Below are 12,489 nucleotides of genomic sequence, written 5' to 3' on the forward strand. Positions count from 1 at the left end.
CCTTTCGTCGCAACGCCAAGCGAGCAGTTGCTTGGTGGAGGAGAACCTAGGGTCATCGTCTAAACCTTTTCTAAACGCCAGCTCAGGGGCACTGCGGGGGTCGCTACTGTTCGGTAGTGTCCGACCGAACCCATTCGGGGAGTTGAACTTTCGAGCGTGGAGAGGTGGCGAATGACGTCATCTACCCGGGGCGGCACCGAGCTTTATCCGCCGAAATGGCTGCCTGCGCCTTTTCGGTGGCATCGGACCGAAGTGTCGTGGGGGCGGTCGTGGCGGTTGGCCGCGGCGCTGATACCGCGCTGGCGGGACCGCACCGTCGTGCATTACATCGCCGCCGAATTACCGGGTCAGGACGATATTCTCGTGGCGCGCATGCCACTGCTGAAATATGTGGTGGTGCGCAGTCCGGAACTGGCCCGGCACATTCTGGTCGCGCATCAGGACAACTATGCCAAGAGCGCCGAATACGACATGATGGCGGTGACTTTCGGCCAGGGTCTGGTCACCGATATGGATGAGCAGCGCTACCAGCGCAATCAGCGCGTGGTGCGGCCCATCTTCGCGCGCAGCGCCATCGATCAGTTCGCCGGTCCGATGACCGATGCCGCGCGCGACACCCTCGAGTGCATCGCCAGCGCAGGGGCAGCTGGTCGGCCGGTCGATATCGGTGCGGAGATGAACCGACTCATGCTGGATGTGGTGGCGCGCACCATGTTCGGCACCGATCTGTCCGGGCCGATCTCCCAGATCAACCTCACCAACCTGCTGAAATTCTTCGGCGTCGGCTTCGCCTCGGGCGTGAGCCGCCCACTGCGCAAACTCTCGACCTGGGTGGTCCGGCACACCGAAACCCCTGAGCGGCAAGCGGGTTCGCGGCTGCCCATTCGCGCCATGCGCGCACTGACGTGGATGTCCGCCCCGCACATCATGCTCGAGCTGCGCGGTATCGAGAAGGCCGTCGACTCCCTGATCGCCGATCATCGCAGCGGCCGCATCGCCCGCAAGGACAATCTCCTGGCCCTGCTGATGGAATCGCGCGATCCGGAAACCGGCTACGGCTACAGCGATGCCGAAATCCATGACGAGCTCATGACTTTCATCGGCGCGGGCATGGAAACCTCCGCGACCGCACTGACCTGGATGTGGAAGCTGCTGGCCGAACATCCGCAGGTGCGGGCGAAACTGCACGAGGAGCTGGACAGCGTGCTGGCCGGTCGCACCCCGACCGCCGACGATGTCGACAAACTGGTGTGGTGCCGGGCCATCTTCCTCGAGGCCATGCGCATCTATCCGCCGGTCATCGGCCTCACCCGGGTCGCCAAACACGATGACGTGCTCGCGGGCTATCACGTGAAGGCCGGAACCACCGTGGTGGTGAGCCTGCACGGCGTGCACTACAACGAGCGCGTCTGGGACCGGCCGAGTGAGTTCGATCCGACTCGCTATCTGCCGGAGAATATGACCGCCGAACACCGGCAGGCCTCGCTCGCCTTCAGCGCGGGCAAAAGAATCTGCATGGCACAGGGTTTCGCCACCATGGAGGTGGTGCTCGCGCTGGCCACCATTGCCCAGCGCTTCGATCTCGACCTGGCCGTCGACGGTCCGATTCGCCGCCAGATGTCCTTCATCGGCGCACCGGAACACCCGCTCATGATGCGGGCCGTCCCGCGCGATTGACCGCCCGCCGCTCTCCCGAAGGTGTACTACTTGCCGAAAACATTGCAGCACATCGCCATTCGCCCCGCGACCAAGCGGGATATCCCCGCCATGACCGCGGTGCTGGACCGGGCCTTCAGCGTCGATGATCCGTTCGGGGAGTACATGTTCCCCAATCCGGCCAAGCGCGCCAAATCCCAGCCGCGCCTGACTCGCGCCATGATCCGGCACCAGTACCTGCCCGCGGGCGGTGCGCACGTGGCCACCGTGGACGGCCGGATCGTCGGCGCGATGCTGTGGCAGCCGGCGAACTACCATTTCGGCGCGCTGCGCTATCTGGCCTCGATCCCGGAGTTCGTGTGGGCCATGGGTTCCGACGGCCCGCGCGTGCTGTCCATGGACGCCACCATCGCGAAAATCGCTCCGGGACTGCCGCATTACTTCGGCGTCACGCTCGGGGTGGACCCGTGGTTCCAGAACACCGGTGTGGGCAAGGCGCTTTCGCTGTTCTGCCTGACCGAGGTGGAACAGGCCGCGGTCCCGCTGCTGGGCCTGTGCAAGGACGAGAATGTCGGCTTCTACAGCGCCTTCGGCGGACTGCGGCTCGGGCATATCCGGCTCGGGCGGTCCGGGCCGGAGGTCAACGTCATGATGTGGCTGCCGTCGAGCCTGCGCACTCGGGACTGAAATCGACATGGCGTTTGATCAACACAGCGTTTAAGGAGCGGGCTGACTTGTCGGATATCGCGATCGTCGGCATCGGCTGCCGGTACGCCGGTGGCATCGATTCACCGGAATCGTTCTGGGACTTCATCATCGGCACACAGGACGCGATCACCGAGATACCCGCCGACCGCTGGGACGTGCGCCGCTTCTACGATCCGGATCAGCGCGCCCCGGGCCGCATGTACACCCGGCGGGCCGCATTCCTGACCGGTGATCCGTGGGCGTTCGATCCCGATTTCTTCGGCATCTCACCGCGCGAGGCGACGGCCATGGATCCGCAGCAGCGGCTGATCCTGGAGGTCGCCTGGGAGGCCCTGGACGATGCCGGCGCCGCGCGGCACGCCGCCGGATCCAAGGTGGGCGTCTATATCGGAGCGTTCACCCTCGATCAGCTGGCCGTCGGCTTCACCGGCGCGGCCATCCCGCATATCGATATGCACTCCTCGGCGGGCACGTCGTACACCATGCTGTCGAACCGAATCTCTTACGCGCTCAACCTCGGCGGGCCGAGCGTCACGGTGGACACCGCATGCTCGTCCTCCCTGGTCGCGCTGCACCTGGCCTGTACCGCGCTGCGGAACGGCGACTGCGAGACCGCGCTCGCGGGCGGGGTGAACCTCATGCTGCAACCGGGCACCTTCATCTCCATGTGCAAGGGCGGCTTCCTGGCCAAGGACGGGCGCAGTAAATCGTTCGGCGCGTCCGCCGACGGCTACGGCCGCGGTGAGGGTGCGGGCATGGTGCTGCTCAAACGACTCGAGGACGCCGAACGCGCTGGCGACCGGGTATACGCGGTGGTCAAGGCCACCGGATCGAATCAGGACGGGCGCACCACCGCCATCACCGTGCCCAATGCCGACGCACAGGAACAGCTCGCCCGCGAGGTGTGCCGCCGCGCGGGCGTGGAACCGCATGCGGTGACCTATGTCGAGGCGCACGGCACCGGTACCCCGGTCGGAGATCCCTTGGAGCTCAAGGCGATCGGCCGCGCCTACGGTGCCGTCGAGGGCCGCGCCGAACCGCTCGGCGTCGGATCGCTCAAGGCCACGCTCGGTCACACCGAGGCAGCGGCGGGCATCGCGAGCGTGATCAAATCCGCACTGGCGGTGCGGCATCGGACGCTGCCGCCGCAGGGCTGGCTCGATGACGAGCCCAATCCGGACCTGCGATTGGACGAACTGCGACTGGCGATTCAATCCGAGGCCCGCGAACTCGGCCCGGGGCAGAGCCGGATGACGGTGGCCGTCAACGGTTTCGGCTACGGCGGCACGAACGCGCATGCGATCCTCCAGGAGTACCGGCCCGCGCCGAGGCAGTTACAGCCGATCATCCATCGCGGTGTGCTGCCGCTGTCCGCGCGCAGTGAACGCGCCGTGCGCGAGCTCGCGGGCGCGTACGCGGATCTGCTGGCCGGGGGAGCGGACGCGGATCAACTGGCCGCCACAGCCTGGACCCGGCGGCATCACCACCAGTTCCGACTGGGCGTGCCGTTCGAATACGCCGACGAATTGCTCGGTGATCTCCGTGATTTCGCGTCCGGACAGGGTCGCGAAGCCATCCGGGTGGTCGGCGGCGACGCGCCGGTCTTCGTATTCACCGGTATGGGGCCGCAGTGGTACGGCATGGGCCGGGAACTGCTCGCCACCGATCCGATTTTCGCCGCCGCCGCGCACCAGATCGACGAGACCTTCCACGCGGTGGCGGGCTGGTCCATCATCGACGAACTGGCCAAGCCGGAAGCGGTATCCCGGGTCACCGCGACCGAAGTGGCACAGCCCGCCAACTTCCTCGTCCAGGTGGCCTTGTTCGAAACCCTTGCCGCGCAAGGCATCACGCCCTCGGCGGTGGTCGGTCACAGCGTCGGCGAGGTCAGTGCCGCCTATGTCTGCGGCGTGCTGACGCTGCCCGAGGCGGTCACCGTCGCCTACCATCGCGCCCGCCTGCAAGCCCGCACCGCGGGCACCGGCGGCATGCTCGCCGTGGGTATTTCGGCGGAACAGGCGAGCGAACTGCTGGGCTGGGACACCCGCGTCGATATCGCCGCGGTCAACAGTCCCAGCTCCTGCACGCTGTCCGGTGATGTCGACAGGCTCGACGAGATCGCCGAATCACTCACCGCGCAGGGCATTTTCGCGAAGCGGCTACAGGTGGAAGTGCCCTACCACAGTCATCTGATGAACCCGATTCTCGACGAATTGCGCACCGCGCTGGCGGGACTGACCCCGCGCCCGCCGGTGATTCCGCTGTACTCCACCGTGACCGGCGAACGGGTCGCCACGGACCGCTGGGACGCGGAGTACTGGTGCGCCAATGTGCGCGCGGCGGTTCGCTTCGCCGACGCCACCCGCGCGATCATCGCCGATGGCGGTCGGGTCTTCATCGAGGTCGGCCCGCATCCGGTACTGGGTGCGAACATTCGCGAAATCCTGTTGAACACAGGCGATAAGGGCGTCACCGTCGCGACGCTGCATCGCAAGCAATCCGACGGCCTGAGCATGCGCGCCCTCACCGCCGGTTTGTACGCGGCGGGCGCACTCGATATCGACGCCCTCTTCCCGACCCCGACCGCGCATCTGGACCTGCCGCGCTATCCCTGGCAGCGCGTCCGGTTGCGTTCGGATCTGCCGGTATTCGCCCAGCAGCGCTACGGCACCCCGGGGCTGTACACCATGCTCGGCGATCCGGATCTGGAGACCGAGCACCGCTGGACCCTCGAACTCGCGGCGAGCGCACTGCCGTGGCTCGACGACCACGTGGTCGACGGGGTTCGCATCCTGCCCGGCGCCGCCTATCTCGATGCCGCGCTGAGCGCCGCCGCCGTCGAATCCGACCAGGGCATCCCGGCCGTCGAGCAGGTCCGCTTCATCGCCCCGCTGGTGATCGCGGACAGTGATATCCCCGTCATGGAACTGACCGTCGAGGACTCCACGCGGCGATTCACCATCCGCTCACGCACCGCCACCGGTGCGGACTGGACCGTGCACGCTACCGGACGCCTGGTCGCCGGTGCGTTCGAACCCGGCAAAGTCGAAGTCCCCGAGACCGATTCGATGACCGAGATCGACCCGGCCGACCTGTACGCGGACCTGTCCGCGACCGGTGTCGTACACGGTCCGGCTTTTCAGCTGGTCCGGTGGGCGTGGACGCGCGGCGACACCGTACTGGCGCGCATCGACGCCACCGCCGCCCGCGAGTCCGGGCACCTCGCCCATCCCTGCGTCCTGGACGCGGCCTGGCAGATCGTCTCGCTCGGCGATGCGGGCGGTCCCCGGCACGACGGCGCGGTCATTCCGATCGGCGCGGACGCCGTGCGCAGCTTCGCGCCCATGCCCGATACCGTGCTGGTGCTCGCCCGGCTCACCGCCCCGCTGCGCGCCGATGTCACGGTGCTCGATCTGGAACACAATCCGGTCCTGCGGATTTCGGGAGCTCGGTTCCAGGCCGTACCGTACGGCGGCGGGCTGACGCGGCGACTCGAGCCGCTGTACTACGAGGAACAGTGGACCCTGCGCGATCCCCTGGACCGCTCGGCCCTCGCGTCGGAGGCGACCGCCCGCACCCTGGTGATCCCGCTGGGCACGATCACCGGCGACCGCATCGCCCAGATCACCCGTACGCATCCGCGCAGCGCCCTGATCGATTCCAGCGCACCGGATTTCGAACAGAATCTCCTTCTGGAACTGCGCTTCGCACACGACAGCGCCGAGGTGGAGCGCATTCACGTATGCTTCGTCGCCGGATCGGACGCCGATATCGATGCCCTGTGGCTACTCAGCCGGGCCGCACTGGTGCTGGAAAGCTTCACCGATTCCGTCAATCCCGAACCGCTCCCGCTCACCGGTGACGGTTCGATCCACGCCACCCTGGTCACTGAACGCGCCTTCGTCCATCCCGAGGATCCCACCGCACCCGATCCGGATCACGCCGCCCTCGCCGGTGCGCGGCGGGTGCTGCTCAATGAGCAACCACCACTGCGGTGGCGGCTCATCGATATCGATCCGGAGACCACCGCGGATGATTTCCTGGCCGAACTCGGTGTGCCCGGCGCGTTCTCGGGCGACTACAGCGATGAAGTGTTCCTGCGCAATGGATTGCGGTGGTCCACCGTCGTCACCCGGGCGCTGCCGGATCGGCTCGGCGCACTCGATCACGCCGTACCGCTGACCGATTCCGAAGCAAATTTCGCGCTCGATATTCCACGGTCCCGGCTGCTGTCCCAGCTCGGCTGGCGGCGCGCGGAGCGCCGCGCACCCGGCGCGGGTGAGGTCGAAGTGCGCATGGAGGCCATCGGGCTGGGATTCAAGGATCCGCTCAAGGTGCTCGGCGTACTCGGTGAGACCGAGCTGGCGGCAACGCATTTCGGCACCGCGCCCGGTATGGAGGGCGCGGGCACCGTGGTCCGGGTAGGACCGGGCGAAACCCGTTTCCAGGTCGGTGACCGGGTAGGGCTGGCCTCGCCCGGCATGATCGAGCGGTATCACGTCGCGGATGCCGGGCACGTGGGTGCCGCGGCGGAGACCATTCGCCCGGAACTGTGCACCTCGACCGTCTCCATGGTCACCGCCGAATACGCACTGCTGGAGCTGGCCCGGGTGCGCGCGGGCGAGACCGTACTGGTGCACGGTGCGGCCGGTGGCGTCGGCAGCTGCGCCATTCAGGTGGCGAAACTGCACGGCGCGAACGTGATCGGCGCGGCGAGCACCGCCGAACGCCGCGCCTATGTGCTGGAACAGGGTGCGGACGAGGTGCTCGATTCCCGCTCACTCGATTTCGTCGAGGATGTGCTCGCGCTCACCGGCGGGCGCGGCGCGGATATCGTGCTCAGCACCGCCCCGGGCGAGATCATTCACCAGAACTTCAGGGCCGTAGCCGAATTCGGGCGGATCGTAGAAATCGGCAAGGCCGATATCTACTCCGGCGGCGTACTGGAACTGCGCAATTTCGATAAGAACGTCTCGTACCACTCCTTCGATCTGGATCGCATGCTCAAACTGCGCCGAGCCGAGGTGATCGGTCGCGTGCAGGCCGTCAACGACAAACTGGCGAGCGGGGTATATCGGCCGCTGCCGTACGAGTCGTACGCCACCGATGCGGTATCGACCGCGTTCGAGGAAGCCCTGCGCTCCACGCGAATCGGACGCATCGCACTGCATCTGGGCGGTGAAAATCCCGCTGTGCGACCGCAACCCGCCGAGGTGCGGATCCACCCGGACGGCCGCTATCTGCTCACCGGCGGTTTCGGCGCGTTCGGCCTGGCCACCGGCCGATGGCTGATCGGCCGGGGCGCACGGCGGCTGGTCCTGGTCGGGCGCGGCGGAGCGACGAGCACGGCGGCACAGCGGCAGCTGGCGACCTGGCGGGCCGAGGGCATCGAGGTCATCGAGGAACGCGCCGATATCACCGATCTCGACGCGATCGCGGCGGTGGTGAATCGCGTGCACACCGTGGACCATCCGCTGCGCGGCGTCATTCACGCCGCCGGCGTCCTCGACGATCAGCGCATCACCACCATGGACCGGGACAGCCTCACGGCGGTCTTCCGGCCGAAGCTGGCGGGAGCGCGAGCGCTCTACGCCGCGCTGAGTGCCGCCGAGGTGGAACTGGATATGTTCGTGCTGTTCTCCTCGGGCAGCGCCATCATGGGCGGCATCGGCCAATTCTCGTACACCGCGGCCAATCTCGCGTTGCAGGCCTTCACCGAACAGCTCGCCCGGCGCGGTGAGCGTGTGCTGTGCATCGGCTGGGGCGCGATGTCCGGCGGCGGCATGGTCGATGCCGATGAGAATGTGCAGCGCTATCTGCGCATCGCCGGATTCGAGGCCATCGATATGGATGAGGGAACCGAATACCTCGGCGAGGCACTGCGATTGGGCATCCGTCAGGCCGCCATCATTCCCGTCGAATGGGGCAAGGTGGTGCTGGCCGCACCGCAGCTGGCCTATACCGCGCGGGTCGCCGATCTGATCGCCGCGGCGTCGGAGGACAATTCGGCGGCCGCCAAACTGCGCGGCCAGATCAACGCGCTCGAGGAAGCCCAGCGCGCCACCGTCGTCGGTTATCTGCTCGCCGAACAGTTGGCCGAGGTCATGGGGGTGGCGGCCGATGCCATCGATCTGGATGTCCCGCTGCCCGAACTGGGCCTGGATTCGCTCATGGCCGTGGAATTCGGTGCGCTGGTGACCAAGACGCTCGGCATCGAGATGAACAGCATGCAGCTGGGCCGGTCGTTCAGTCTCGCGCAGGCGGGGGCGCGCATCGCCGATATCATCGTCGGCTCGGGCGCGCCGGAGGTGCAGCCCGCATGACCACCGATGAACGCGATATCGCCCGCCGACTACTGGCGGGCACACCCGCGCTGGGCGGGCCGCGCCCGCAGGTGATTCCGGCTGCCCGGCGCGGCCCGGGTAAGCAGTTCGCCGACCACCCCGGTGTGGTCGACGCATTGGCGAAACAGGCGGCGATCCAGGAACTGGTCGACCTGACCGGCCTGCCGCATCCGCTGTTCCTGTCTCCGGAGGGACACAACGGGGCCCTGATCCGTTCGGGTGGCAGGGAACTGGTGAATTTCAGTTCCTACAACTATCTGGAGCTGGCGCAGCATCCGCGCGTCATCGCCGCCGCCAACGCGGCCGCGGAGCGCTACGGCACGTCCGCGTCCGCGACCCGCATCGTGACCGGTGAGATCCTGCTCTACGCCGAACTCGAGGAGCGCCTGGCCGGGATCTATCAGGCGGGTGCGGCCCTGGTCACCTCCAGCGGGTTTCTCACCAATGCCGCCGTCATCGGCTTCCTGTTGACCGAAGGCGATGTGGCGGTGTGTGATTCGCTCGCACACGCGAGCCTGGTGGCGGGCGCGCAATGGTCCGGCTGCCGCCGCGTCGCCTTCCGGCACAATGATCCCGCCGCCCTGCAAGCGCTGCTGCGCGCCTCCCGGCACCAGTTCGATCGCGCCCTGGTGATCATCGAGGGGCACTACAGCATGGACGGCGACCTCGGCCGCATCGCCGAATTAGCGACGGTCGCAAGGCAGTACGATTGCGCCGTGCTCGTGGACGAAGCGCACGCCCTGGGCGTGCTCGGACCGAGCGGCCTGGGCAGCCGCGAACACTTCGGCCTGCCGGGCGATCTCGTCGATATCTGGGCGGGCAGTCTGTCCAAGGCCATGGGCAGTACCGGCGGTTTCATCGCCGGAGACGCGGACCTGGTGCGCGCCATCAAATATGCCGCACCCGGAATGGCGCTGTACACCGCCGGGCCGTCACCCTCGAATGTGGCGGCGGTACTGGCCGGACTCGATGTACTCGCCGATGAACCCGAGCGGCTGATCCGGCTGTGGTCGAATGCCGAGCTGTTCAGTACCGCGCTGCGCGAGCGCGGTATGAATCTCGCCGACTCCCAATCCACCCCGATCGTGCCGGTGATCGTCCCCGGCGAAGTCCGGGCGGGCTACGCCGCCGCGGCCATGCTGCAACGCGGGTTCAATGCCGGAGCCATTCTGGCCCCGGTGATTCCGGCCGGGACCGAACGCCTGCGCTTCTTCCTCACCAGTGAGCACACCGAACGGCAATTGCTCGACACCGTCGACAACCTCGCCGAAGTCCTCGAGTTCGTCGACCGGATCCCGGACTGGTCCATCGATTCGGGCCTGCCGCTGCCACCCGGCGACCCGGATCGCCGATGACCGCTCCCGGCGGCAATGCCGACGCCGCGGGTGAGCATTCAGACGCCGTAGGCGATGCCGCCGCCGGACGCGGCAATCCCGAAGGCCCGCACGATAATCGAGGTGCGGGCCCCGCGGATGTCAGGCCGCGTTGCTCACCCGCACACTGTGTGCGCCCGCACGGCGTCCGGAGAACACACAATCGGCCAGTGACAGCCCGCTCACATACGAATTGGAACAGACGCCCACCGCCGCCCGACCCGCCGCGAACAGGCCGGGAATAGTGCCGCCGTCCTGATCGCGGACCGCGCCGGTGTCCTCATCCACCAGCAGGCCGCCCAGGGTGAGCATCGGCATCGGGTAGGTCAGCCGCGCTTTGAACGAAATGTCCAGCAGCGCAAACGGTCCCGTGCGGATCGGCCGCCGGATATCGGCCGGCTTGCCCATCGGGTCCGGCAGCTTCTGCTCGATGGCGCGATTATGCGCGTCCACGGTCTTGCGCAGCGCGGCCGGTTCGATACCGGCGCGGGCGGCCACCTCCTCGATGGACCGGCCGGTGGTATGCCCGACCCGCATGAGCCGCTCGGTCTGCATGCGCTGGAACCACACCGACTGGCCGCCGAGCTGCTGGCGCGATTCGGCCATCAGCTCCGCGTCGACCAGCAGCCACGCCCGATTGCCCGGGCTGGTGGCGATGGCCGCGCCCATGGCCGCGCCGTAGCGGGATTCGTCGATCATGCGCTGCCCGTTGGCATCCACCGCGATCGAGCCGAAGAACACGCTCGGCGGCGCGATGAACCGCCAGGTCGAAATCGCGTCCATCTTGCCGGTGGCCGCTCCGGCCGCCTGCGCCATGGCGATACCGCTACCGTCGTCACCCGCGGTACCCAGCGGAAGTCCTTCGGCCCAAGGGTAATTCGGCGCGTGCTGCCCGACCATCTCGCCATTGGCGATGAAACCGCCGGTGGTGAGAATGACACCCGAGCGCGCCTGAATGCGCACCCGCACCCCGTGCCGCTGTTCGATGCGATCCATGAGTTTGCCCACCGCCGCGCGCAGACCCGGGTGGTACACACCCGGTTTCGCCGAAATGCTCGCCAGTGCCGCGAACCTGCGCCGCACCTTCACCGGTGCGTCGATCAGCGTGATCGCCTCGATCCCGGTGACGCGGCCGTCCTCGATCACGAGTCCCGTTGCCCTGGTACCGGTTTGCACCCGCACGCCGTGCTTATGCGCCGATGCCGCCAGCGGGCCGAACAGCTTCTTGCCCGAGACGCCGCGCCCGTGCGCGCGATGCCCGCGCTGCGCCGGAGTCGCCAATTCCCGGAAGCCGCCGGAGTTCTCACTGCCGGAGTAGTACAGGTAGTGGTCATCGGTCGGGTACGAGGTCTTGTACGGGCACAGCGACGGCTGGAACGGCACCCCGTGCGAGCTGAGCCAGTCGATCATGGCGGCCGAACCCTCGCAGAACCGCCGCAGCGTCTGCTCGCTCACCGCATCGCCGACCTCGGCGCGCAGGTAGGCCAGCATATTGTCGACGTCATCGCTGACCCCCGCCGCGCGCTGCACCCAGGTGCCGCCGCCCGCGTACACGATGCCGCCGGACAGCGCGGTCGCGCCGCCCCCGATGAACCGATCGACGGCCAATACGTCCGCGCCGGACTCCCGTGCGGCCAGCGCCGCGGAAACTCCCGCGCCGCCGTATCCGACGACAACGATATCGGCCGAAGAATCCCAGGTCCGCACCGTCGCGACCACCTTCCCGAATGGAAATGCCGGCGTCCCATGCCGAGCGAGATGAACTATAACGTGTTCTAGTTCACCAAGCCATTCGCGTTCAGGCCGAGAGTTGCGCGGTGAGCCCGTCGATATAGGCGCGGAAGAGTTCGGCCATATTCACGCGCTCCGGGTCCAGCAGCCATTGCAATTGCAGACCGTCCATCATGGCCGTGATCTGGCACGCGATGGCGGCGGTATCGATATCGGAGCGCAGGGTGCCATCGGCGATGCCGCCGTCGAGCGCGCCCGCGAGGTAGGTCTCGAGCACCCGATAGCGATTGACCACCCAGTCGCGGGCCGGATGGTCGACGGTGACCGCCTCACTCGTGACCACGGTGAACAGCTGCACCAATCCGGGCACGTGCATATTGTGCTCGACGAGCCGAACCAATTGTCCCAGTGCGTCTTTGCCGCGCAATTGCAGGTTCATGCCGAGTCGATCGGTATCGAGCCGATCGCGATATTCCAGCACCGCGGCCAGTAGTGCGGCCTTGTTCGGGAAGTAGTGCAGCAGCCCGGGCTGGGAGAGCCCGCAGCGCTCGGCGATATCGGCGATCGAGGAGTTGCGATAGCCGTTCTCGGCGAAGCTCCTCAGGGCCTGATCGATGATCTGCTCGCGGCGGTCGTCGCCCCGTCTCCGGCGTTGGGGGTGCGGCGTCATGTGCTGG

The 12,489-nt window shown here is 67.4% G+C and carries 6 protein-coding genes; 4 read left to right on the top strand and 2 right to left on the bottom strand.

Annotated features, from left to right (window positions below; translation table 11 throughout):
• Positions 1 to 171 precede the first annotated feature (171 nt).
• From AB0L82_RS09395 to AB0L82_RS09410, 4 genes are read left to right on the top strand one after another with little or no spacing between them, the layout of a single operon-like run.
• The gene (locus AB0L82_RS09395) at positions 172 to 1,677 is read left to right on the top strand and encodes a cytochrome P450 (RefSeq protein WP_364633230.1); all 1,506 of its coding nucleotides are present in this window, start codon (positions 172 to 174) and stop codon (positions 1,675 to 1,677) included.
• Between the two features lie 30 nt (positions 1,678 to 1,707).
• The gene (locus AB0L82_RS09400; protein ID WP_364633232.1) at positions 1,708 to 2,343 is read left to right on the top strand and encodes a GNAT family N-acetyltransferase; all 636 of its coding nucleotides are present in this window, start codon (positions 1,708 to 1,710) and stop codon (positions 2,341 to 2,343) included.
• A gap of 47 nt (positions 2,344 to 2,390) precedes the next feature.
• Positions 2,391 to 8,687 carry an SDR family NAD(P)-dependent oxidoreductase gene (locus tag AB0L82_RS09405; RefSeq protein WP_364633234.1) on the top strand — a complete coding sequence of 2,099 codons (6,297 nt, stop codon included), beginning with the start codon at positions 2,391 to 2,393 and terminating at the stop codon, positions 8,685 to 8,687.
• Positions 8,684 to 10,063 carry an aminotransferase class I/II-fold pyridoxal phosphate-dependent enzyme gene (locus AB0L82_RS09410; protein ID WP_364633236.1) on the top strand — a complete coding sequence of 460 codons (1,380 nt, stop codon included), beginning with the start codon at positions 8,684 to 8,686 and terminating at the stop codon, positions 10,061 to 10,063. Before AB0L82_RS09405 ends, AB0L82_RS09410 begins: the two co-directional genes overlap by 4 nt.
• A 120-nt stretch (positions 10,064 to 10,183) precedes the next feature.
• Here the strand turns inward: AB0L82_RS09410 and AB0L82_RS09415 are convergent, their stop codons facing one another.
• Entirely contained in the window at positions 10,184 to 11,788 is a 1,605-nt protein-coding gene (locus tag AB0L82_RS09415; protein WP_364633237.1) for an FAD-binding protein, read from the bottom strand.
• 91 nt (positions 11,789 to 11,879) lie between these two features.
• Positions 11,880 to 12,482 (bottom strand): TetR/AcrR family transcriptional regulator, encoded by a 603-nt coding sequence (locus AB0L82_RS09420; protein WP_364633239.1) that lies wholly within the window; start codon positions 12,480 to 12,482, stop codon positions 11,880 to 11,882.
• Positions 12,483 to 12,489 lie beyond the last annotated feature (7 nt).

It is taken from the genome of Nocardia sp. NPDC052001, from assembly GCF_040680615.1.
Lineage (GTDB): Bacteria > Actinomycetota > Actinomycetes > Mycobacteriales > Mycobacteriaceae > Nocardia.

Excerpts from the sequence above, each read along its gene's own strand:
- AB0L82_RS09395 (WP_364633230.1), top strand. The coding sequence starts at position 172 with ATGACGTCATCTACCCGGGGCGGCACCGAGCTTTATCCGCCGAAATGG.
- AB0L82_RS09410 (WP_364633236.1), top strand. The coding sequence starts at position 8,684 with ATGACCACCGATGAACGCGATATCGCCCGCCGACTACTGGCGGGCACA.
- AB0L82_RS09420 (WP_364633239.1), bottom strand. The coding sequence starts at position 12,482 with ATGACGCCGCACCCCCAACGCCGGAGACGGGGCGACGACCGCCGCGAG.